Below are 22,447 nucleotides of genomic sequence, written 5' to 3'. Positions count from 1 at the left end.
CAGTCCATTACAACGACAGGGAGGTCATGACATGAAGGCGAAGGCACTGGTACTGGAGCGTCAGAACGAGCTGGCACTGCGCGAGATCGAACTGCCTGATGAGGTTGGCCCGGATGACGTGCGCATCAGTATGCACACCGTGGGCATCTGCGGCAGCGATATCCACTACTACACCCACGGGCGCATCGGCCCCTTCGTGGTTGAAGAACCGATGGTGCTGGGCCACGAGGGCTCGGGTACCGTGACGGCAGTGGGCGCCAATGTCACCACGCTTGCCCCCGGAGACCGGGTCTGCATGGAGCCGGGCCTTCCTGACCCGACATCAAAAGCCTCGAAGCTGGGGATGTACAACGTCGACCCCGCGGTGCGCTTCTGGGCCACCCCGCCGATCCACGGCTGTCTCACACCCGAGGTCATCCATCCGGCGGCGTTTACCTTCAAGCTGCCGGACAATGTCTCCTTTGCCGAAGGCGCCATGGTCGAGCCGTTCGCGGTGGGTGTGCAGGCGGTGGTCAAGGCAGGGCTTCAGCCGGGTGATACCTGCGTGGTGACCGGCTGCGGTCCGATCGGGCTGATGGTGGCGCTGGCCGCACTCGCCTCCGGCGCCAGCCGGGTGGTGATTTCTGATGTGGTCGATGACAAGCTTGCCATCGCCGCCGGCTACAAGGGTCTGATCCCCGTCAACGTGGCCCACGACTCGCTCACCGAGCGTGTCGCCGAGCTGACCGGCGAAGGCTGGGGGGCCGATGTGGTGTTTGAGGCCAGCGGCAGCCCGCGCGTGTATGACGATGCCCTGGGCTGCGTGCGCCCGGGCGGAGCGCTGGTGCTGGTCGGCATGCCGGTCGAGAAGGTCAGCCTGGATGTGGTAGTGGCCCAGACGAAGGAAGTGCGCATCGAGACGGTCTTTCGCTACGCCAACGTCTATGACCGCGCCATCGAGCTGATCGCCTCCGGCAAGGTCGATCTCAAGCCGCTGATCGTTGAGACCTTTGATTTCGAGCAGAGCGTGGCGGCCTTTGATCGTGCCGTGGAAGCGCGGCCCACCGACGTCAAGCTGCAGATCAGAGTGGCCGACGACGATCGCCGCTGATGGCACCAGCGGATCAGGGCCGTCGACAATCCGGCGGCCACGACGCCTGGTCACGGGTGCGTTAAGCTGGTGCCTTTATGAATTTCTGGAGCAAGTCGATGTTTCTGGTCTGCGGCGAGGCCCTTTTTGATTTCTTTTCCGACGCAGGGCAGGTGGCCCCGGACGCGTCATCCCTGTCGTTTACGGCGGTGGCCGGCGGCTCACCCATGAATGTGGCCATCGGGCTGTCGCGCCTTGAGCGTTCGTCGGCATTTCTCACGGGCCTGGCCCCGGATGCGCTGGGCGAGCGGCTGCGCGCCGTGCTTGCCAGTGAATCGGTCAATACCGACCTGATGGTCGAGATACCCGGCAGCGCCACCACCCTTGCCATGGTCACCCTCGATGAGCACGGCTCGCCGCGCTACGTCTTCTACAACCAGTGCGGCGCCGATCGCATGCTGGAGACGACGCATCTGCCATCCACTCTTGATGCGGTGCATGCCATCCATGTGGGCTCCTACGCGCTGGCGGTCTCGCCCACCAGTGACACGCTGGAGACGCTGGTCGCTCGTGAGAGTGACCGCTGCCTGATCTCGCTGGACCCCAATATTCGCCTCAAGGTCGAGCCCGACGTGGCGCGCTGGCGCGAGCGTATCGATACCTTTGCCGGCCATGCCCATCTGATCAAGATCAGCGACGAGGATCTTGAGGCTCTCTACCCGGACAAGGACTTTGAGGCGGTGATCTGCGGCTGGCTCAGTGATCGCTGCCCGATGGTGATCATGACCCGCGGCGGCGAGGGCGTGACAGTGTTCACGAAAGAGGGAAGCGAATCATTCACGCCCGAGGCGATCAGCGTGGTGGACGCCGTGGGCGCCGGCGACAGCTTCATGGCCGCACTGCTGGCATGGCTTGATGAAAAGGGGCTGGCCACGCCCGAGGGGCCGGGGCAGTTGACGCCGGAGCAGCGCCGCGAGATGGCCGAGTTTGCCATGCGTGCGGCGGCGCACACCTGCCAGCAGCGCGGGCCGGACCTGCCGCGTCGCCATCAGATCGTGGCGTAAATAGCGTGCACGGTGATCAAAGAGAAAAGGGAGGTTCTCAATGTCATATCGCGTCATTTCAATCATCGGACTTTTGTTGCTGTCCACGACGGCACTGGCGGATGCACCGGCCTCACACGAAACCCACGTCTCAAAAGACGGTGACGCCGACCAGGCGGCGCAGGCCTTTAGTGATGCCAATCAGCGCATGCATCACGACATGGCGATCGACCCCAGCGGCAATGTCGATATGGACTTTGCCCGCGGCATGCTGGCCCACCACCGCGGCGCGGTCGACATGGCGCGCATCGAGCTTGAGCACGGCAGCGACGAGCAGATGCGTGCGCTGGCCCGTGAAGTGATCGATGCCCAGCAGCGTGAAATCGAGCTGCTCGAACGCTGGATCAATGAGCATGAGGATCAGCCGCAGGAGTAAATCACCACCAGGGCGCCGGCCTCTCGATCCCGGCGCCGGAACAGGGCATGATGACAGGACGTTCCGGGTTGCCCTGAGGGGTGTCCGGGATACGGGATCGTCTGCAGGCGACCCGTTACAACGCGACCAATAACAACAATCGCGAGGTGTCGTCATGACACAGGATACGAAGCAGGACAGCGGCGTTCGTCACGACGCCGTGGCGCAGGACTATCTGGACAAGCGCCAGCTCAAAAAGGGTGCCGCCGGCTGGGTGCTGCTGGCAACGCTTGGGGTCTCCTATGTGATCTCCGGCGATTTTGCCGGCTGGAATCTGGGCATCGGGGTGGGTGGCTTTGGCGGCATGCTGATCGCCACCGTTTTGATGGCCCTCATGTATACCGCCATGGTGCTCTCGCTGGCGGAACTCTCCTCGTCCCTGCCCACCGCCGGCGGCGGTTATAGTTTCGCCCGCCGCGCCATGGGCCCCTGGGGCGGCTATATCACCGGCACCGCCATTTTGCTGGAGTACGCCATCGCCCCGGCGGCGATTGCGATTTTCATCGGTGGCTACGTCAACTCCCTGATCGGCCTTGATGGGCCGCTGGTCTATGCGGTTTTCTATATCGCCTTTGTGGGCCTGCATCTGTGGGGCGCGGGGGAGGCGCTTCGCATCATGATGGGCGTCACGGCGCTGGCCGTGGTCGCAATTCTTGTATTTATCGCCGGCATGCTGCCGCATTTCGACAGCGCACGTCTGTTCGATATCGCCCCCGGCGATGCGGTGGGGGCCTCTGCCTTTCTGCCCAACGGCTACATGGGCATCTGGGGCGCGATTCCCTTTGCCATGTGGCTCTTTCTGGCGGTCGAGGGTGTGCCGCTGGCCGCGGAAGAGTCCCGCCACCCTGGCCGCGACATGCCGCGCGGCATTATCGCGGCCATGGCCGTACTGCTGGTGTTTGCCTTTTGCATGCTGCTGCTGGCGCCCGGCGGGGCCGGTGCCAGCGCCATGAGCACCTCGGCGGCGCCGCTGGTAGACGCGCTGGCGGCGGTGTACGGCCCCGGCAGCTGGGCGGCGGGCTTTGTGAACGTGATCGGGCTGTTCGGTCTGATCGCCTCGTTTTTCTCGATTATCTTCGGCTATTCGCGTCAGGTCTTTGCACTCTCCCGAGCCGGCTATATCCCTCGCATACTGTCGATCACCAGCCGTCGCGGGGCACCGGTGCTGGCGCTGGTGGTGCCCGGGGTGATCGGATTTTTGCTGTCGCTGACCGGGCAGGGCGATCTGATGATTACTATGGCGGTGTTCGGCGCCACCATCTCCTATGCCATGATGACGCTGTCGCACTGGCTTCTGCGCGTTCGCGAACCCGACCTTGAGCGGCCCTATAAAACGCCGGGCGGGCGCTGGACCTCGGGGGTGGCGCTGGGGCTTGCGGTCATCGCCTTTATCTCGACGTTTGTGGTCAGCCTGCAGGCCGCGCTCTGGGCGGGGCTTTTCTACGCCATCATGCTGGCCTGGTTCGGGTTTTACAGCCGTAAGCGGCTGGTGGCGCAGGCCCCGGAGGAGGAGTTCGACGCCATTGCCAGCGCCGAGGCGACGCTGAAATGACAGGGTTCAACGACGAGAAGGGATGAGCGCGCGCATGAAAGTCGGTCTGCTGCAGTGTGATGATCTGGCCCCGCATGTGGCCCGCGTGCATGGCAACTATCCGGCCCTGTACGCGGGGCTTTTACAGGCGGTGGACCCCACTCTCGAGTTCGTGACCTGGCGGGTCCACGACGGGGAAGTGCCCACGAATTTTGACGGCGTGGATGCCTGGCTGATCTCCGGCAGCAAGGCCGGCGTGTACGAAAACCATGCGTGGATCGCGTCACTGCTTGAACTGATCCGCCGTCTTCACGCCACCCACCGAACGGTGGTCGGCATCTGCTTTGGTCATCAGGCGATGGCCCAGGCACTCGGCGGTCACGCCGGCAAGAGCGATCGCGGCTGGGGCGTGGGGGTGTCGTTTAATACCGTGGTGGGGCGCAAACCCTGGATGACGCCCTGGCAGGCCGGGCTGGATCTGATCGTGAGCCATCAGGATCAGGTACTGGCACTGCCCGAAGGCGCCGAGGTGCTGGCCGAAAGCCCGTTCTGCCCCTTCTATCTGCTGCAGTACGGCCCGCGTTTCATGAGTGTGCAGGGCCACCCGGAGTTCTCGAAGGCGTGCAGCGCGGACCTGATGGCAGACAAGAGCGAGAAACTGCCGGACCGGCGCCGCCGCGAGGGTATGGCCTCGCATCATGCGCCGGTCGATGATCACCTCATGGCGCGCTGGATCGTCAACTTCATGCGCCAGGCGGGATCGGCCGCGTGACGGCGTGAAAACGCCTGTAGAGGTGGCCCGGTCAGCCGGCGGTATCCGCCGGCATGTATCGTTGCCTGCGTCAGAGCCTCATTTAGCCCTGTTTCTCTCTTCTGCTTTCAGCTTGTCATTGATGCTTCTCTGATATTCTCCTCGGCAAAATTGCGGCTCCCGGTGGGGTAGCTCCCCGGGAGGTTGCTGCAATGACTTGCAACGGGTTGAATACATGCCGATGTCATTATCAATGCTGGCCAGGTCAGCGGCTCCTTTATGTCTCGGGCTGATGGTATCCGCCTGCACGACGGTGCACCGGCCCGAGCAGACCCCGCTGCCGGTCGAACTGCCGGGCGCCTTTCTGGCCGTGTCCGGGCAGGAGGCCTTTGTGTCGGACACCTGGTGGCGCGAGTTTGACGACACGCAGTTAAACCGTTTTGTCGAGCGCGCTCTGGACCATAACCCGGGCCTTGCACAGGCCATTGCGCGGGCGCGCATTGCCGAGGCGCAGTCCCGGGGTGATCGCGCCGATCTCCTGCCCCAGCTCAGTGCCGGACTGAACAGTAGCCGACAGCGACGCCCCGGCGTGGGGATACCCGGCGGCGAGGGAGAGGGCTACTCCATCACCAACAGCCATAACGCCACGCTGGATGTCAGCTGGGAAGTCGATCTGTGGGGGCGTCTTTCTTCCCTTTCGGCGGCGGGCCAGGCGGATTATCTCGCCGCCAGCGAGCAGCTCAGGGGGATGCATCAGTCTCTGGCGGCAGACGTGGTCTCGCTCTATCTCGGCGTCGTTCAGGCCCGCGCCCAGGTGGATCTCTCCGAGCGGACAGTCAAGGCGCTCAGCGAGTTTGCCCGTCAGGTCGAGAACCGCGTTAACGAAGGAATTGTCTCGCCGACCGATGTCACTCTGGCCTATGCCAACCTTGGCTCTGCCCGGGCAGGGCTTGAACAGCGTCGTGAAAATCTGGCCCGCGTGACGCGTCAGCTGGAAACCCTGATGGGGGACTATCCCGTTGGTGGGCTGGTCACCACCCGCGAACTGCCCGCGGTGCCACCGCTGCCCGCCGCCGGTGTTCCTGCCGAACTGCTGGCGCGTCGGCCCGATGTGCGCAGCGCCGAGTGGTCTTTGCTGGCGGCCGACTATCGTCTGGGTGCGGCCGAGCGCTCCTTTTTGCCATCGCTGTCACTGACCGGCAGTACCGGCTCGACGGGCAGCGAACTGTCGGACTTGTTCAGCAGTGGCTCCTTCATCTGGACGATTGCGGGCAATCTCGTACAGCCGATTTTCCAGGGCGGGCGGCTGCGTGCCCAGGCCGATGTGGCGGAAGGCCAGCTTGATGAATCGTTTTATGCCTACGTCGAAGTGGCGCTTACCGCCCTGTCGGAAGTCGAAACGGCGCTTGCCGTGGACAACCTGCTGGCACAGCGCGTCACCCAGACCGATGAATCGGCCGGCTACGCCGAGGAAGCGGTACGTGTCTCGTTTAACCGCTACAGGCAGGGCATTGAGCCTTTTTTGAACGTACTGGAGAGCCAGCAGCGTGCACTGGACAGCCGCAGTGCGTATATCACCGCCCAATATGATCGGCTGGAAAATCGTATTGCCCTGCATCTTGCTCTGGGAGGCGGTTTCGACACCGTCTCGGCGCTTGATCCGTCTGTTACAGGAACTTCTGCGTTATGAAAATGATCCTCATGGCACCGGGCCTGGCCCTGTTGCTGATGTTAAGCGCCTGCGGCGGTGGCGAAGACGAAAAGGCGCCGGCACAGGAGGCGCCAGCGGTCAGCGTGCGCGTACAGTCCGCCGAAATGACGTCCCTGCAGGGGTGGGTCTACAGCCAGGGCACCGCCCGCTCCATGCAGCGTGAATACCTGAGTTTTACCGAACAGGGCCGGGTCTCTTACGTGGATCAGGACCTGCGCGTGGGTGCGCCGGTCAGCAAGGGGCAGCTGATTGCCCATCAGGCCCCGGAGCGACTGGAGGCGGAACTGGCTTCCGCGCGTGCGGCCATGAGTGAGGCAAAAGCCAATCTGTCGCTGGCGCAGGTCACCGAGAAACGGTATGAGCGACTGATCGAGCAGCGCTCGGCGTCTGCCCAGGAGCTGGATCAGGCGCGAGTGGAGGTCGAGCAGGCGCGGGCGACGCAGGGCAGTGCCCGGGCGCAGATCGCCCAGGCCGAGGTCATGCTCGATGAATCCCGGCTCGTCTCGCCCATCGATGGGGTTCTGGCCCGCCTGAACATCGAGCAGGGACGCTACTTCATGCCCAGCACCGTGGACTCCACTTCCGAACAGAGTGCCCTGCAGACAGTGCCGGCGCTGGTGATCGATCCCACCCGGTTCGAGGTGCGCGTGGATCTGCCCGCCTATAATTTTGACCAGATCGAGGTGGGGGCGCGCGCGATCATTGGCGGGCGGCCACCGCAGCGCATGGAGGGTGTCGACCCCGAAGGACTGGAAAACCAGGTGGCAGGCGAGATACATGCCATCAGCCCGTCACTGGACCCGCAAACGCGGACTTTTGAAATCATCATTCACACCACCGAGGATCATCCGCGCCTGCAGGATGGCGCCTTCGTGGCCACCTGGATGGCCGAGCCCGAGAAAAGGGATGTGCTGACCGTGCCGGTGGATGCCCTGCGCTTTTTAAACGATCAGGCCTTCGTTTACGTGTATGACGAGGCCGAGGGCCGCGTTCACGAGCGCAGCGTGCAGCTCGGTCAGCAGGCCAGCCAGCGCCGGGAAGTGGTGGAGGGCCTGTCCCCGGGAGAGCGGGTGGTTACCGATGGGCGGGCCAGACTGGCCGACGGTGAGCGCGTCAGACTCATCGAGGCGCAGCCATGACCACACCGACGCCACCGCCGGCCAAACCGGAACGCAAAAGCGAAACGCCCGAGGTGCGAAGCGCCCATCCGCTGATGCGCTTTTTCTTTCTCAAGCCGATCTTCGCGGTCCTTTTGACCCTGACCCTGCTGATGGGCGGGCTCTTCGCCTACTCGGCACTGGTGCAGGAGGCGCTGCCCGATCTGGACATCCCCCAGGCCAGTATCACCACGGCCTGGCCCGGTGCTGACCCGCGCTCGGTGGAAGGGCAGATCACCGATCCCATCGAGGACGAAATCACTACGCTCAGCGGCGTCAAATCGGTCAACAGCGCCTCGTTTGATTCGCTGTCTACCATCTCCATCGAGTTTGAGGCATCAAGCGATACCGTGGATGCCATGACGCGGCTGCGCGCCGCCGTGGCCGATGCCGAATCTTCCTTTCCTTCGGATGTCGAGAGCCCTCGGATCCGTCAGAGCTCGGTGGATGACCGCCCGATCATGAGTCTGGCGCTTCACGGCAATGCCGGCGCCGCCACGCTCAATCAGACCGCCCGTCAGATTCGCGATGCGCTGGAGCGCGTTCAGGGCGTCAACGAGGTCAATATCGGCGGGGAGCGGGAGGATATCGTCCAGATCCTGCTCAACCCCGAGCGGTTGCTGGCGCTGGGGGTGTCGCCTACCGCGATACGCGACGCCGTACAGCAGGCCAATATCGAGCAGCCCTTTGGTGAAGTGCGCAGCCAGGAGATTGGCGCCGTGGTCCGCCTTGAAGGGCGTTTTTCGGATATCGAGGATCTGCGCGCGCTGCCCATCTCCCGATTGGAGAACAGCAATAGCTCCCGGGCACTGACCCTGGGCGAGGTCGCCACCGTCAAGCGCATGCAGGAAGCCGAGACCTCGCGGGCGTTTTTCAGCGAACGCGGCGATGACTATCAGCCCTCGCTGGATATCTCCATCACCAAGTCACCGGGGGCGGATACGGTACAGCTGGTGGCGCGTATCCGCGCCGCACTTGCCGATCTCGAGGCGTCCAACGCCTGGTCCGACCAGGTGCACTACTCCATTTTGCAGGATGGCGGCGTTCAGATTCAGGACTCGCTGTCGGAGGTGTTCGGCAGTGCCCTGCAGACCATGCTGGTGGTCTTCGCCATTCTGTTTATCACGATTTCGTGGCGCGAGGCGATCGTGGCCGGTCTGGCGGTGCCCGTCACCTTTGCCGGTGTGCTGCTGGTCATCCTGATGTTTGGCTACTCGCTCAACGAGCTGGTGATTATCGGCATGGTGATCGCGCTGGTGATGATCATCGATATCTTCATCATTCTGATGGAGGGCCTGCACGATGAAATCCACCGTAACGGGCGCACCTTCGGCCAGGCGGCGCTGATCACCGTCAAACGCTACGCGGTACCCGTGTTTGCAGCCCAGATCACGACCCTGCTGGCGCTGGCGCCCCTGATGTCGATCGGCGGCACCATGGGGGCCTTCGTCCGGGTGCTGCCCACCACCATCATCATTTGTCTGGTGCTCTCGTTTGTCGTGGCGATGCTCTGTGCGGTGCCCCTGTCCCGGGTGCTGCTCGGCAGGCAGACCCGATCAAGCGGCGAGAAAAAACCGGGGATGGCGGATCGGGTGACCCAGCGGGCCGTGGACGGTCTGGAGCGCTGGAGCAGTCGCTATATTCTGGCCAGCCGCCGGCAGTCATGGCTCTGGGTGGCGGGCGCGGCCGCCCTGTTTTTAGTCTCGATCGTGGCGTTTAGCCAGGCGCGCCTTGAGCTTTTCCCGGCGTCGGATGGCGAGCGGCTGGGGATCAACATCGAGCTGCCGCCTACCGTGCCGCTGGAAACCTCCCAGCTGATTGCCGATGAAGTGGGAGACAGACTCCGCGAGAAACCTTTCTTCGAGAGCGTGACCAAGCTGGTCGGACTCAAGAGCCCCTTCGCGGGCGGCTCGGCGGCTTCCTCGCTGCAGCCCAGTGAGGCCGAGAACTTCATCGGCTTCTCGGTGATGTTCAAATCCCGCGATCAGCGCGATGAAGATTCCTGGGTGCTGGCGGACACCCTGCGGACCGAGCTGGCCGACTATCTGAGAGATAACGTGGCGGGGGCGGAACTGCTGGTCGTGCCCGAAAGCAGCGGTCCTTCTGCCGGCGATCCGATCGAGATGCAGCTCATCGGCGGCAGCATGGACACCCTGAAAGCGCTGTCGCTTCAGGTACAGGAGGTGCTCTCCGAAACGAACGGCGTGGTGGATGTACGCGACAACCTGGGCGCCCCGCAGCCCCAGCTGGCGCTGCAGCCCAATCGGGAAGCGCTCAGTTTCTTCGGCATCAGCCACGAGGAGCTGGCCGCCCAGGTGCGTATCGCGTTCAGCTCCGACATCATCGGCACCTTTGCCACCTCGGATGACCAGGATGATATCGACATTCGCCTGGGCACGGAGTGGCCCAGCCAGCAGGGGGAAGCGGGCGGCCCCGGCAGCGTCGAGGAGTTCTCCCGCGTGCGCGCCTACCAGCAGGATGGCCGCTCCATCGCCATGTTCCAGCTCATGACGCCGGTCCAGTCGGAGGGGGCGATTGCCATCTCCCACGTCAACGGCGAGCGTGCCCTGACCGTGATGGCCAAGAACCAGGGCCGCACCGTGACCGAAATCATGAGTGAGGTGGCCCCACGCCTTGATGCCCTGCAGCGTGACTGGCCGCCGGGCTATCGCGTGGCGATCGGCGGTGAATCCGCCGAGACCTCCGACACCGTCGGCTCGATCGGCATTGCGATGCTGGTGGCCATTACCCTGGTGGTGGGCGTGTTGGTGATCGTGTTCAGCAGTTTCCGCCAGGCACTGATCATCTTTGCCACCATGCCGCTGGCGATTATCGGCACTGCCATCGGCTTCTGGGCGTTCGGGATCTCGTTTTCGTTCTTTGCCATGATCGGGCTGGTGTCGCTGATCGGGATTGCGATCAACAACGGCATCATCATGGTCGACACCATGAACGGCTTTCTCAAGGAAGGCATGAGCGTGGCCGAGGCCGCTGCCGCCGGGGCCGCGCGCCGATTGCGCCCGCTTTTGACCACCGCCGTGACCACCATTGTCGGGCTGATTCCGCTGGCGATGAGCAGTGCCAGCTACCGGCCACTGACGCTGGTGATCATCTTCGGACTGGTCTCGGCCACGCTGCTGGCGCTGTTCGTGGTGCCGGCGCTCTATTACCTGCTGACCCCGGCCGATGCCAGCGAGCCCGAGGTGCTGGATTGACGGACCAATGATGAAGCCGCCAGCCGAAGGGGCCGGCGGTTTCATAACGTCCTGATCGATGATCACATCATGGCGCGCTGGATCGTCAACGTCATGCGCGAGAGTCCAGTGTTGTCAACTGCACCGGACCGGTCGTCACGGTGTCTGCCCTCAGGTCGATGCGTTGTTTTCGGGCACCGGTATCAGTCCGTAGCGGCGCATGATCGCTTCCATATCGTCAGGGTCGGGGGTGCCCGTGGCGACCAGCGCTGCCAGCTCACGAAAGTAATCCGGCCCCAGGGCGCCGGGGGTGAGCATGCACAGACAGCGCGCCGGTTCATCGAAAGCGTTGTGAAAGCTGTGGACTGTCCCACGAGGAATGAACAGGGAGTCATCGGGGGCAATATCGATATCGTCGTCCGCCACGCGCAGGGTAAGCCTGCCCTCCAGACCCAGAATGGTTTCGTCCCAGCGGTCGTGATAGTGCGCGACCGGCATGCGAGCGCCGGGCAGTACCGTCATGCGAAAAAGATCAAGCTTCCCCCCGGTGGTTGCGTGGCTTTCGTAAAATTCAAGCGTCATCCCGCCAATCGTGATGGTCTCCAGCATGAGATGCGTTCTCCGGATGAAATGGTCTCGACAATGACGGGAGAGGTGAACGCTCCTGTCATGGCCATTGAGCCACACCAGCATGGCAAAAAGAGGCTGTATTCAGGCCGGCATTGGCCAGTCGCTGCTGTCGGCGATGCCTGAAAGGACAGTAGATGCCTGATCACCCAACATCCCCATGGCCTGAGCCCCGCCGGGCAGTGCGGCAATATCGCCCATCAGCGAGGCCATGATGGCGGCGGGGTGGAGGGCTGCTGGCAGCAGGCTGAACGCCTCGCCGAATGCCGGCGGGGCGGGTTCGTCAGCGCCCGCTTCATCAAACGCCAGCGCAATGAACTGAGTGCTCTGGGTGTCGCTGAAGTTGTCATCCGAGGTCAAAATCAGGCTCTGGCGGCCATCGGCCAGTGCCGGGCCAAACGTCATGCCTTCGACGTTGTCCGGCTCGAACCCGTAGTCGTTGAGACTGGTCAGCAGCGTTTTCTGGACCGGACGCACCGTGCCGGTAGCGTCTTCGAGGCTGTCGAGATGGCTGATGTTGGTGGCCCGTGAGAGATCGATCTCGTAGAGGCGAATATCGTTGCCGGCGCCTTCGGCAAAGCCGCGCTCCAGCGTCAGCAAGTGGTGCTCATCAAGGGCCAGCATCTCCACCAGCCCGTTCGTCGAGAACCCATCTCCCTCGACAGGCGCCTGCGGCGTGGGCTCGACCGGATAGAGATACTGTCCCAGTGCCTCACCAGTGTCGGGATCAAAGCTCAGGATGCGCGACGGGCTGCCGGTATCCAGCGCTGCGGCCGGGCCGTCCTGGGCCAGGGCGTTTTCGGTGGCGGTAAACAGGTGCTCTCCGTCGGGCGTCAGGGTCACGCTTTCCAGCGCCAGGTTGTTGCGAACCCCCCAGCTGCCGTCACCATCGGGGCTCAGAATCTTCGGCAGTTCGATGGCATCGATCTGCTCGCCGTCGCGGGCAAACAGATTGACGAAGGGGTCGATGCGCTGGTTGCTGTCGCCTTCGGAGGCGATATAGAGCGTGCCGTCCGCCGTGATGGCGATCGCTTCGGGATCGATCTCGCCGGCCGCCCAGGGGGCACCGCCGGGCTGGCGCAGGGTGGTGACATCGGTCAGGCGCACATCGCCATCACCAAGCGCGCCGTCGTCCAGATCGATGCGCAGGCTGTAAAAGCGAGCATCGTTGTACTCGCTGCGATCATCGGAGATGGCCAGATATTCGCCGCTGACCGGATCGCGGGTCAGCCCCGACAGCCCGCCCAGGGTGGTGTTCTGGAATTCGGTGCCGCTGTCAAAGGCGGTCTGGCCGATGAACTCGATGTCCTGTACCTGCGTGTCACTGCCATCAATGGCGAGATCGGCCCATACCAGACGGTGATCGGAGGCGCCTGCCTGTTCGTAACCCGTCTCACCCTCGACCGGCCAGAACACGCCGCCATCCAGCCGGGTCAGGCCCTGGTCCGAGGGCAGCACGTAATCCACGCGCAGATTGCCGGGGGCCTCGTCGTTGAAGTCGGCGGTATCAAAGCGCGGGTCGCCGCGGTGGGTGGCGTTGGCGCCGCCCTGTTCAAGGGAGGCAACGGTACCGCCCTCGCTGGCGGGTGTGAGACCGGCGGCAATCAAGGGGTGCCCCAGCAGCTGCTGGGCGGCACCCGGCAGGCTGTCGCCATCCAGCGGGTCCACGTTCTGATCGCCGGCAATCACGAAGCGTGCGCTGGCCTCCAGGCCACCGCTGCGGCCCTGATCATCCACGAGATAGTCACCCTTGCCGGGCGTGACGTAGTCGGCCCACAGGCGGATCTCGTCGGCGTTGCGCAGGCCGTTGCGATTCTCGGGGCCGTCAAAGCTGGGCGGGGTGGGGTGCGAGGCAAGCAGGTGCAGGATCTCGCCGTCGACGTTGACCGGGATGTCCCAGTGGCTCTTGGAGGAGAGCGGCAGCACGTCCAGTGCCGCATCCGAGTAGTAGTCGCCCGTGTCAGCGGTCTCCGGATTGTCCGGCAGTCGCGCGCCCGGCATGTCCTTCCAGAGAAAGTCACCAAAGGTGCGGATGTCATCACTTTCAAGCGGGTAGCGCGACAGCATCAGCATGCCGTACTGGCCGGGAAACTGACCGAACCCCAGTGCGTCATCGGCGTAACCCGGTGCGCCGGGTGTGGTCACCGCCTCGCCGCTGCCGTCCAGATCCACGCCCGAGGCGACACCGGTGTTGACCGGGGCACTGAAGATGTAGGGGTAATCAATGCCCGGCGCGTCACCCTGAGACGTGCCCAGGTAGTGCTCGCGAAAGAGCTCGGCCGCCGCGGGGTCGTAATCGAACTCGTTGATCAACAGCACATCTGGGCGGGACTGCTGGATGACAGCGGCGATATCGCGCGCCTGAGCGTCGCCGCTGATCAGGTCGTCATGCAGCGCGCCGGCGCTGTCACGGTTGAGCGCGGCGTTGTAGGTGGCAACGCGGATATCCGGGGTCGAGGCGGTCATGGGAGCTCCTGGCGGTGGTGGGGCAGAAGAACACCGCTTGAGTATTGGTACGCGTCATGGCAGTGCGATGGCGATCCGGTTATCGATGGGTAACGCGATGCGGCGTTTGCGTTACCCATGGATTGGCCCTGGTGCCTATTCCAGCGTGAGTTGTTGGCTCTCCTTGAGAGCGGTCGTGCGGCTGTCGGTAAAGTCGTTGTCCCCGTGGCGTTCGATGAGATAGACCGGCAGCCCCTCCCGGTCGGCCACCAGAGTGCCTTCCTCGCGCCCCAGGCACAGCATGGTGGTGGCCCAGGCGTCGCTGACGGCGGCCTCGGTGCCAAAGACGGTGGCCGAGACCAGATCATGCGTGGCGGGTGTGCCGCTGCGCGGGTCGATGATGTGGCCATAGGCGTGGCCGCTATCGTCGAAGTAGCGGCGATAGGTACCGGAGGTATTGAGCGAGAGCCCCTCAGGGTCGTTGACGGTGACAATATTGCCGGCGCGGCGCTCGCCGGGGGCCGGGGCCTCGATGCCCACGCGCCAGGGCGCGTCGTCGGGTTTGGCGCCGCGAATGCGCATGTCACCGCCCAGCTCAGCCAGATAGTTGTCGATGCCGTGGGACTCCAGCATCTCGGCGATACGATCCACGCTGTGGCCTTCGCCCATCGAGGAGAGATCGATGGAAAGCTCAGGGACCGTCTTGCGAATGCGCTGCTGATCGGCATCGATCTCGAGATGTTCAAGGCCCGTATGGGCCATCACCTCGCCAATCTCATGTTCTGACGGCACCCTGAAATTCTGATTCTGAAAGCCCCACAGGGCAAACAGCGGGGCGACCGTCGGGTCATAGCAGCCATTCGAGCGCGCATGGACCTGTCGGGCAATACGCAGCAGGTGAATGACGTCCTGCGGGGCATCCTGCCAGTCGGTGCTGCGGCTGGCGTTGAAGCGTGAAATCCAGGAGTCGTCGCGATAGGTCGAGATTTCCTCATCGATCCGTGTCAGAACGCCGGCCAGATCTGCTTCGATGTCATCATGGGCCGGGGCATCCTCGGCCCACCATTTGACGTGATAGGTGGTGCCCTGCGCTTCACCCTGAGCCAGTTCGAGCTCGGGGACGCGGTCACAGCCGATCAGCAAAAGAGCAGCAACCAGGGCGGGGACGGGGGCAAGCGCGCGTGTGTTCATGAGCAACCGTTGACGGAAATGAAGTCGTGTTCACGATCATGACAGGGGTGAACCAGCCATCCATTGTGCGTCATCGCGACGCGCAGCTCCATTCAGGTTACGCTGAGGGCTTGTCGCCACGTCACGGGAGGGGAATATGCCACTGGATTCGCAGTTTGGACGCTGGCTGCAGGAAGCGGCCGACAGGGCGCCGGATGTCAGCGCCATGAGTGTTGCCCAGCGTCGCGCCATCGCCGATCAGGCCAACCTGAAAATGCAGCGCCCGCCGCTGGCGTATCCGGTCGCGGAGATCCGGGATCTGGCCATTCCAGGCCCTGCCGGGGCCATGACGCTGCGGCTTTATTATCCCATCGTGCATGGCTCGAGCGGACCGCGACCGGTGACGGTGTTTTTCCATGGCGGCGGGTTCGTGACCGGCTCGCTTGCCACCTATGACGTGATCTGTCGCGCGCTGTGTCGCGCTTCAAAAACCATCGTCGCCTTTGTCGATTATCGCCTCGCCCCCGAGCACCCCTTTCCGGCCGCACCGGACGATGCGCTGGCGGCCGTGCGCTATATCGGGCGTCATGCCGGCAACTTCGGTGGTGACGGCGAGCGACTGGCACTGGCCGGTGACAGCGCCGGCGGGCTGCTGGCGGCGCTGACGGCCCTGCGGGTACGCGATGAAGGCGGCCCGGCGCTGCGCGGGCAGTGTCTGCTCTATCCCATGCTGGATCTGCAGCGCGAGGGGGTCGACTCGCTGGCGCGCAATGCCAGCGGCTACGGCTTCACCCGCGAGGCGCGTGACTGGTATATCGAGCAGTACCTGCCGGATGAGGCGGCGCGCGCCCACCCCTTCAATGGGCTGCTGGCGCGTCGTGATCTGGCCGACCTGCCGCCGGCGCTGGTCATGACAGCCGAGTTCGATCCGGTCTGTGACGAGGGCGCGCACTACGCCGCACTTCTGGCCGAGCAGGGCGTGCTCACACGTCACAGCCACTACTACGGCATGATTCACGCCTTTATTCGCCGGCTCGGCCAGCACGTTCAGGCCGACCAGGCCATCGACGAATGCGGTGCCTGGCTGCGTCGTGTGCTGGTCGCGCCCGCCGGCTGAACCCCGCTTTAGCCATCACGATATCAGCGCTGCCTGACGGCGACCCTGGTCGACCGCACCAGGGTCCCTCTGTTGATGTTCGCGTTATGCCAGACCAGAACGACTGACGCTTACTGACTGCGACCTTGGTCTATAAAACCAAGGTCCATCTGTTGGCGTCTACGACGTGTGAATAAGCTCTGCGGGTTACAAAAACCTCACAGGCGACCGTGGCCGCACTCACCGGATCGGATCGATCCGGGATGTCGCGTGCGCAAGGGTCAAGGAGCATATCGATATGGTGACCTTTCTGGCAGGGATTGTGCTGCTGGTAGTGGGGTATTTTACCTACGGCAAGTTTGTGGAACGCGTTTTCGAATCCAATCACCGCCGTCCCACACCGGCACACACGCTGCGCGATGACGTCGACTATCTGCCCATGGGCACCAAGCGCAACGCGCTGATTCAGCTTTTGAATATCGCCGGCGTCGGGCCGATCTTCGGGCCGATTCTGGGGGCGCTGTATGGGCCGGTGGCCTTTATCTGGATCGTGGTGGGCTGCATCTTTGCCGGCGCCGTGCACGACTATCTCACCGGCATGATCTCGATTCGCAACCACGGCGCGCACCTGCCGCAGCTGGCCGGCAAGTTTCTGGGCCGGGTGATGAAGCATGTGGTCAACTTCTTCGCGCTGCTGCTGCTGCTGCTGGTCGCCACCGTGTTCGTGACCGCGCCGGCGACGCTTTTGGCCAACATGCTGCCCGTGTCGCTGACCGTCATTACGCTGGCGATCTTTGCCTACTATCTGCTGGCCACGCTGTTGCCCATCGACAAGGTGATCGGGCGAATTTATCCGTGGTTCGGGGCGCTTTTGGTGTTCAGCGCCGCCGGTATCGGCCTCATGATGATCGTGCGTGGCGCACCGATTCCGGAGCTCAATTTCTCCAACATGCATCCGGAAGGTGCACCGATCTTCCCGCTGCTGTTTCTGACCATCTCCTGCGGGGCGCTGTCGGGCTTTCATGCCACGCAAACGCCGATCATTTCGCGCACCACCGGCAATGAGAACAACGGTCGCAAGATCTTCTACGGCATGATGATTACCGAAGGCGTGATCGCCATGATCTGGGCGGCGGCGGCCATGAGCCTGTTCCACGGTGACAGCAGCCTCTCTCAGGTGCTGGCGCAGGGCGGGCCGGCAGCCGTGGTGCAGAGTGTCTCGGTCAATCTGCTGGGCGCCGTGGGCGGTACGCTGGCGGTGCTGGGCGTGATCGTGCTGCCGATCACCTCGGGCGATACGGCGTTTCGCAGTGCGCGCATGATCATTGCCGACTATCTCCACATCGGGCAGCGTCCGATCGCCAAGCGCATCATGGTCGCCGCACCGCTGTTTGTGATCTCCTACGGCCTGACGCACATGGATTTCACGCTGCTGTGGCGCTACTTCTCCTGGGCCAATCAGACCACGGCGGTCATCGCGCTCTGGGTCGCCACCATGTATCTGATTCTGGCCAAAAAGCCCTACTGGCTGACGCTTTTGCCGGCGCTGTTCATGACCATGGCGACGTTTACCTACATCGCCTGGGCGCCGATCGGCTTTGGATTGCCCCTGACCACGGCCTATATCGTGGCCGCACTGGGGACGGCCGTGGCGCTGGCGCTGTTCATCAAGCGAGTGCGCCGGCTGTCGGGCGGCATCTTTGCCGTCGATGAACCGGCAGAGCCCGGTGCACAAGGCGCAACGCTTGCCGGCGCGGTCTGATCGGCAGGACAATATGCTGTAAAGGCGCATAAAAAAGGCCCCGTCACCGACGGGGCCTTTTTCGTTCAACACACGATGACACGATGGCCGCGGGGCGCAGGTTACTCCTGATCCGGCTGCGGGGCGTTGGTGCCGTCTTCGTTGAAGTATTTGTCGTGAATCTCGTCATAGGTGCCGTTGGACTTCAGCGTGGCAAGTGCCTCGTTGAACTTGTCGGCAAGCGCCTCATCGCGCTGGCGAAAGGCAATACCAAAGCCGTCACCAAAGTACTCTTTCGGCTCGGTCATCATCTCGCCCAGGGTCTTGTATTCGCCGCCCTTGAGCAGCGCGGCCTGACCGGTGGGGTAGTCCAGAAAGGCGATATCCAGACGGCCGGTTTCCATATCCACGGCGACGTCATCGGCGCTGGCATAGCGCTGGATATTGGCCACGTCACCAAACTCATCGGTCACGTAGTTGTCCTGCACGGTGCCGCGCTGAACGCCGATGCTCTTGTCCTTGAGATCACTGGAGTCAACGCCTGCCAGATCCGTCGAGGTGGGCGCAAACCACGCAGACGGCGGTACCAGGTAGGGGTCGGAGAACAGCACCTGCTGGCGACGCTCGTCGTTGATGGTCATCGAAGACATGATGGCGTCGAACTTGCGCGACATGAGCCCGGGAATGATGCCGTCCCAGCCCTGTTCCACCCAGTTGCACTCAAGGCCTGCCTGCTCGCACAGGGCGTTGCCCAGCTCGATATCAAAGCCTGCCAGCTCGCCGGACGGCGTGCGGTACTCCATGGGGACGTAGGGAATATCCACACCGATGCGGACCGTATCGTAATCGCGTGCCTGCGCCGAGCCGGCAGCGATGGCTGCCCCCAGCAGTGAAACCGTCAGTAGTCTTTTCATCATTGTCTCTCTTTTTAAAGGACCGCCCGGCGTCGCGGGGCAACGCTGGATTATCACCATGACCACCCCGGTGGATGCAAGCGCTGTAACAGCATGTAAGGAACGGTCATGGTGGTACTTTAGCGTCTCAGCGGGGTCTGAGGTGCGCCAGCATCCGTTTTTCCAGCAGTCTGAAAACGCCCTGAATCGAAAAGCTGAGCACCATGTAGCACAGCGCCACGAAAATGAACGCCGAAAAGGGCGCGTAGTAGCGCGAGTAGATGTTGTAGGCCACCCCGGTGAGATCGGCAATGGTCACAACACTTGCGATCGCGCTGGCATGCAGCATGAAGATGACTTCGTTGCCGTAGGCCGGCAAAGCGCGGCGCAGGGCGCTGGGCAGGATGATGCGGCGATAGGCCAGCATGGGTGACATGCCGTAGGCGCGCGCGGCTTCCAGTTCGCCCCGCGGCATGGCCTTGATGGCGCCATAAAAGATCTCGGTGGTGTAGGCGGCCGTGTTGAGCAAAAACGCCAGCAGCGCCGGATAGAGCGGGTCCTTGATCAGTGGCCAGACAATGCTGCCCTGCACGCCCGGAATAAAGGCCAGGCCGTAGTAGGCAATATAGAGCTGGATCAAAAGCGGCGTGCCGCGAAACACCCAGGTGTAGACCCAGATGCTCCTGCTGAGAATCCGGCTCGGGCTGGCGCGGCCGATCGCCAGCGGCACGGCCAGAAACAGGCCGAGCACCAGCGAGATAAAGACCAGCTGGACGGTATTGACGAAGCCGTCCCAGTACTGCGCAAGCGTTGAGGCTGTAAAGATGGCGTTGTTATCAAGCCAGGGGGCGAGGGACTGCAGCAGTTCCTGCATTACGGCGTCTCCTCGAATCCGGCGTTATAGCGCTTTTTGAGCCACTGCATCACGATTTCCGACACGGACGTGATGGCGAGATAGCCCAGCGCCACCGGAATCATGAACAAAAAGGTCTGGTGGGTCGCCCGCGTGGCTTCTGCCGCCACGCGCACCATGTCGGACAGTCCGATAATCGACACCAGCGCGGTGGTTTTCAAAAGCACCATCCAGTTGTTGCCAAGCCCCGGCAGGGCGTGGCGCATCATCAGCGGAAAGCGGATGCGGCGAAACAGCAGCCAGCTGCTCATGCCAAAGGACTCGGCCGCCTCGACCTGACCCTGATCAACCGCCAGAAAGGCGCCGCGAAAGGTTTCGGCCATGTAGGCGCCAAAGATCAGTCCGATGGTGATGACGCCGGCCACAAAGGGGTCAACGTTGATGAAAATGTCCCAGCCCCAGCGGTCGTAGATCATGTCGGTGATCGCATTGATACCGATCTGGGCGCCGTAAAACAGCAGCATCATCAGCACCAGGTCGGGCACGCCGCGAATGATGACGGTGTAGACAATCGCCGGCAGACGCAAAACGGCCAGCCGCGACAGGCGGGCGCTGGCGGTCAAAAGCCCCAGCACGACCGCCAGCAACAGCGACAGCACGGCCAGTTCAAGGGTCAGCAGGGCGCCCTCGAGAAGACGGGGGCCATAGCCCTGAAAATCGATCATGGCAGTCTCCCTGGGGTTAACGTCCGCGCGGGGCGAGGAACTGGCGCAGGCGCGGCGAACGCGGATTGGTCAGCACCTCCGCCGGGTTGCCCTGCTCCTCGACCATGCCCTGGTGGAGATAGACCACCTGGTTGGAGACGTCGCGGGCAAAGTCCATCTCGTGGGTGACCACGATCATGGTGCGGCCTTCGTCGGCCAGCTCACGCATGACCTTGAGCACATCGCCGACCAGCTCGGGGTCGAGCGCCGAGGTGGGCTCGTCAAAGAGCATGACTTCGGGTTCCATCGCCAGCGCCCGCGCGATGGCGCCGCGCTGCTGCTGGCCGCCCGAGAGCTGGGCCGGGTAATAATGGGCCCGGTCGGCCAGGCCGACCCGTTCCAGAAGCGCCATGCCCTGTTCCCGGGCGCGGGCCTTTGGAACACCGCGCACGTGGATGGGCGCCTCGATGACGTTGGCGATCAGCGTCATGTGGGCCCAGAGGTTGAAGCTCTGAAAGACCATCGACAGCCGCGTGCGGATACGCTCGAGCTGGGCCCGGTCGGCCGGTTCGCGCCCGTGGCGGGTCTGGCGAAAGCTGATCGGCTCGCCGTGGACGGCAATTTCGCCGCTGTCCGGGCGCTCGAGCAGGTTCATGCAGCGCAAAAAGGTGCTCTTGCCCGAACCGGAGGCACCAATGAGGGTGATGACATCGCCCTTTCTGGCTTCCAGCGAGATGCCCTTGAGTACTTCATTGTCGCCAAAGCGTTTGTGGATATCGCTGACGATCAGCGGAATGGAGGCGTCGGCCAAGGCACTCTCCTGAAGGTTGTCACTTGTGGTGTGAAATCATGCGACAGGCCGTTGTGTGTAGCGACCCGAGGTGTTTGGCGGCGCATGTTAACAGGCCCGACCGGCGCGCGCCCGTTTGATGGGATCATCCGGCGCCGGGCGGCGTTTGCACCACGGGCCGGGCCAGCAGCAGGGCGCGTGCCCCGCGTTCAACCCGGGCATTGGGAAACACGACATGCACCGGCGCCTCCTTGACGACCCACTCTCCGCGTGCGCCATCGACTGCCAGAGGGCTGCCCGGGGCGAATTCGGTAAAGTTGGCGATGTCCTCGGCAAAACACAGGCGGAAGTCATCGCTTTCGCGCATGATTTCATCGATGACGTCAAAGCGGACGAGCGATGCGTTGTCCGGCGGACGAGCGCCGGCCCCGGCGAGTCGTGCGCGCAGCAAATCGAGCATCGGTGCGAGCGATTCGAGGTCGTTGCCGCCGAAGGGCGCCACGCGCCCCAGCTCCAGCGTGAAGCCCTGTGCACCATGGTAATGGCGCGTGTAGTGGGAAAAGGTCCAGCTGTGCTGATGCTGGGAGAGCCCGGCCTGAATGCCGGCCCCGGCCAGGTGCTGCCAGAGGTTATCCGGCGTGGGCGTGTCGCTGAAGGGCTCAATGGCAAAGCGCGGGTAGCGGCTGTCGCGGATGGCAGTATGCATGTCCAGATGCAGCACGGCCCCGGTGACATCTGTCATGAAACGGTCCACGGCCTGCATCAGCTCGAGCGCGCGCTGACACTCGAAGCGGTCGTCGTCACGCAAGAGCGTGTCACGTCGAAAGAGCCGATTGAGATTGGTGTCGATGTAGCGCTGCCCTCCGGCGATGGCGCGGCGGTTGCCCATGATCAGCAGGGTGGGCGCCCCCACGCGCAGCTGCCCGGCATCGAGTGCGGCCAAAAGTTCGCCGAACAGCTCGATCGGGGCGGTCTCGTTGCCGTGAATGCCGGCGGAGATAATGGTGGCTTCCACGCCGGGTTCGAGCGCCTCGGGCACCAGGGCCAGAACGCCCGGAGCATGTTCGGTGACCGCAACGCCTGGCAGTGCAGCGCTGTCGGACCACGCTGTCAGCTCATCGGCGGCGATGAAATCCGCAAAGTAATCGCTCAGCGACATGTCCGCTCCCCGTCTTTTGTGGTCTGCATCGTGTAGTG

18 protein-coding genes are annotated in these 22,447 nt (G+C 63.4%); 10 read left to right on the top strand and 8 right to left on the bottom strand.

All coding sequences use genetic code 11. The annotated features are described in order from the left end of the window. Positions 1-31 precede the first annotated feature (31 nt). The 8 genes from ACXMYO_RS09840 to ACXMYO_RS09805 all read left to right on the top strand — a co-directional run bounded on the left by ACXMYO_RS09840 (position 32) and on the right by ACXMYO_RS09805 (position 10,952). Entirely contained in the window at positions 32-1,090 is a 1,059-nt protein-coding gene (locus ACXMYO_RS09840; protein ID WP_457808583.1) for an NAD(P)-dependent alcohol dehydrogenase, read from the top strand. Positions 1,091-1,188: 98 nt separating this feature from the next. Further along, positions 1,189-2,133: a carbohydrate kinase family protein gene (locus tag ACXMYO_RS09835; protein ID WP_457808582.1), complete on the top strand. Its 945-nt coding sequence runs from the start codon at positions 1,189-1,191 to the stop codon at positions 2,131-2,133. A gap of 40 nt (positions 2,134-2,173) precedes the next feature. Beyond that, positions 2,174-2,548 carry a CopM family metallochaperone gene (copM, locus tag ACXMYO_RS09830; RefSeq protein WP_457808581.1) on the top strand — a complete coding sequence of 125 codons (375 nt, stop codon included), beginning with the start codon at positions 2,174-2,176 and terminating at the stop codon, positions 2,546-2,548. A gap of 154 nt (positions 2,549-2,702) precedes the next feature. Beyond that, positions 2,703-4,139 (top strand): ethanolamine permease, encoded by a 1,437-nt coding sequence (gene eat / locus ACXMYO_RS09825; RefSeq protein ID WP_457808580.1) that lies wholly within the window; start codon positions 2,703-2,705, stop codon positions 4,137-4,139. Between the two features lie 34 nt (positions 4,140-4,173). Beyond that, positions 4,174-4,890, top strand: coding sequence for a type 1 glutamine amidotransferase (locus tag ACXMYO_RS09820; protein WP_457808579.1), 717 nt, complete (start codon positions 4,174-4,176; stop codon positions 4,888-4,890). Positions 4,891-5,161: 271 nt separating this feature from the next. After that, positions 5,162-6,559 carry an efflux transporter outer membrane subunit gene (locus tag ACXMYO_RS09815; RefSeq protein ID WP_457808578.1) on the top strand — a complete coding sequence of 466 codons (1,398 nt, stop codon included), beginning with the start codon at positions 5,162-5,164 and terminating at the stop codon, positions 6,557-6,559. Continuing rightward, on the top strand, positions 6,556-7,719 hold the full coding sequence (locus ACXMYO_RS09810) for an efflux RND transporter periplasmic adaptor subunit (RefSeq protein WP_457808577.1): 1,164 nt from the start codon (positions 6,556-6,558) through the stop codon (positions 7,717-7,719). Before ACXMYO_RS09815 ends, ACXMYO_RS09810 begins: the two co-directional genes overlap by 4 nt. Further along, positions 7,716-10,952: an efflux RND transporter permease subunit gene (locus ACXMYO_RS09805; protein ID WP_457808576.1), complete on the top strand. Its 3,237-nt coding sequence runs from the start codon at positions 7,716-7,718 to the stop codon at positions 10,950-10,952. The genes ACXMYO_RS09810 and ACXMYO_RS09805 overlap by 4 nt, the downstream gene beginning before the upstream one ends. 150 nt (positions 10,953-11,102) lie before the next feature. Here the strand turns inward: ACXMYO_RS09805 and ACXMYO_RS09800 are convergent, their stop codons facing one another. The 3 genes from ACXMYO_RS09800 to ACXMYO_RS09790 all read right to left on the bottom strand — a co-directional run bounded on the left by ACXMYO_RS09800 (position 11,103) and on the right by ACXMYO_RS09790 (position 15,194). Then, on the bottom strand, positions 11,103-11,540 hold the full coding sequence (locus ACXMYO_RS09800; protein WP_457808575.1) for a cupin domain-containing protein: 438 nt from the start codon (positions 11,538-11,540) through the stop codon (positions 11,103-11,105). A gap of 102 nt (positions 11,541-11,642) precedes the next feature. After that, complete coding sequence (locus ACXMYO_RS09795) at positions 11,643-14,024, bottom strand: esterase-like activity of phytase family protein (RefSeq protein ID WP_457808574.1); 2,382 nt, start codon at positions 14,022-14,024, stop codon at positions 11,643-11,645. A 135-nt stretch (positions 14,025-14,159) separates the two neighbouring features. Further along, a complete protein-coding gene (locus ACXMYO_RS09790) occupies positions 14,160-15,194 on the bottom strand; it encodes an FAD:protein FMN transferase (protein WP_457808573.1) in 1,035 nt (344 codons plus the stop codon). Positions 15,195-15,330: 136 nt separating this feature from the next. Between ACXMYO_RS09790 and ACXMYO_RS09785 the strand changes: the two genes are divergently transcribed. Next, entirely contained in the window at positions 15,331-16,290 is a 960-nt protein-coding gene (locus ACXMYO_RS09785; protein ID WP_438764334.1) for an alpha/beta hydrolase fold domain-containing protein, read from the top strand. 277 nt (positions 16,291-16,567) lie between these two features. Beyond that, positions 16,568-18,031, top strand: a complete 1,464-nt coding sequence (locus ACXMYO_RS09780) for a carbon starvation CstA family protein (protein WP_457808572.1) — start codon at positions 16,568-16,570, stop codon at positions 18,029-18,031. A 101-nt stretch (positions 18,032-18,132) separates the two neighbouring features. Here ACXMYO_RS09780 and ACXMYO_RS09775 read toward each other — a convergent pair whose 3' ends face one another. The 5 genes from ACXMYO_RS09775 to ACXMYO_RS09755 form a co-directional block, all read right to left on the bottom strand. Beyond that, complete coding sequence (locus ACXMYO_RS09775) at positions 18,133-18,924, bottom strand: transporter substrate-binding domain-containing protein (RefSeq protein ID WP_457809484.1); 792 nt, start codon at positions 18,922-18,924, stop codon at positions 18,133-18,135. A 127-nt stretch (positions 18,925-19,051) separates the two neighbouring features. Next, entirely contained in the window at positions 19,052-19,777 is a 726-nt protein-coding gene (locus tag ACXMYO_RS09770) for an ABC transporter permease (protein ID WP_457808571.1), read from the bottom strand. Continuing rightward, a complete protein-coding gene (locus ACXMYO_RS09765; RefSeq protein WP_438764329.1) occupies positions 19,777-20,481 on the bottom strand; it encodes an ABC transporter permease subunit in 705 nt (234 codons plus the stop codon). Before ACXMYO_RS09765 ends, ACXMYO_RS09770 begins: the two co-directional genes overlap by 1 nt. A gap of 16 nt (positions 20,482-20,497) precedes the next feature. Then, positions 20,498-21,271, bottom strand: a complete 774-nt coding sequence (locus ACXMYO_RS09760) for an ATP-binding cassette domain-containing protein (RefSeq protein WP_438764328.1) — start codon at positions 21,269-21,271, stop codon at positions 20,498-20,500. Positions 21,272-21,395: 124 nt separating this feature from the next. Next, a complete protein-coding gene (locus ACXMYO_RS09755) occupies positions 21,396-22,409 on the bottom strand; it encodes a succinylglutamate desuccinylase (protein ID WP_457808570.1) in 1,014 nt (337 codons plus the stop codon). Positions 22,410-22,447: the final 38 nt, after the last annotated feature.

Source organism: Kushneria sp. EE4, from assembly GCF_977968315.1.
This window is presented reverse-complemented; position numbering and strand designations above follow the sequence as displayed.

Coding starts and splice junctions, on each gene's coding strand:
- ACXMYO_RS09840 (WP_457808583.1), top strand. CDS start 32: ATGAAGGCGAAGGCACTGGTACTGGAGCGTCAGAACGAGCTGGCACTG.
- ACXMYO_RS09835 (WP_457808582.1), top strand. CDS start 1,189: ATGTTTCTGGTCTGCGGCGAGGCCCTTTTTGATTTCTTTTCCGACGCA.
- copM (WP_457808581.1), top strand. CDS start 2,174: ATGTCATATCGCGTCATTTCAATCATCGGACTTTTGTTGCTGTCCACG.
- eat (WP_457808580.1), top strand. CDS start 2,703: ATGACACAGGATACGAAGCAGGACAGCGGCGTTCGTCACGACGCCGTG.
- ACXMYO_RS09820 (WP_457808579.1), top strand. CDS start 4,174: ATGAAAGTCGGTCTGCTGCAGTGTGATGATCTGGCCCCGCATGTGGCC.
- ACXMYO_RS09815 (WP_457808578.1), top strand. CDS start 5,162: ATGGTATCCGCCTGCACGACGGTGCACCGGCCCGAGCAGACCCCGCTG.
- ACXMYO_RS09810 (WP_457808577.1), top strand. CDS start 6,556: ATGAAAATGATCCTCATGGCACCGGGCCTGGCCCTGTTGCTGATGTTA.
- ACXMYO_RS09805 (WP_457808576.1), top strand. CDS start 7,716: ATGACCACACCGACGCCACCGCCGGCCAAACCGGAACGCAAAAGCGAA.
- ACXMYO_RS09800 (WP_457808575.1), bottom strand. CDS start 11,540: ATGCTGGAGACCATCACGATTGGCGGGATGACGCTTGAATTTTACGAA.
- ACXMYO_RS09795 (WP_457808574.1), bottom strand. CDS start 14,024: ATGACCGCCTCGACCCCGGATATCCGCGTTGCCACCTACAACGCCGCG.
- ACXMYO_RS09790 (WP_457808573.1), bottom strand. CDS start 15,194: ATGAACACACGCGCGCTTGCCCCCGTCCCCGCCCTGGTTGCTGCTCTT.
- ACXMYO_RS09785 (WP_438764334.1), top strand. CDS start 15,331: ATGCCACTGGATTCGCAGTTTGGACGCTGGCTGCAGGAAGCGGCCGAC.
- ACXMYO_RS09780 (WP_457808572.1), top strand. CDS start 16,568: ATGGTGACCTTTCTGGCAGGGATTGTGCTGCTGGTAGTGGGGTATTTT.
- ACXMYO_RS09775 (WP_457809484.1), bottom strand. CDS start 18,924: ATGAAAAGACTACTGACGGTTTCACTGCTGGGGGCAGCCATCGCTGCC.
- ACXMYO_RS09770 (WP_457808571.1), bottom strand. CDS start 19,777: ATGCAGGAACTGCTGCAGTCCCTCGCCCCCTGGCTTGATAACAACGCC.
- ACXMYO_RS09765 (WP_438764329.1), bottom strand. CDS start 20,481: ATGATCGATTTTCAGGGCTATGGCCCCCGTCTTCTCGAGGGCGCCCTG.
- ACXMYO_RS09755 (WP_457808570.1), bottom strand. CDS start 22,409: ATGTCGCTGAGCGATTACTTTGCGGATTTCATCGCCGCCGATGAGCTG.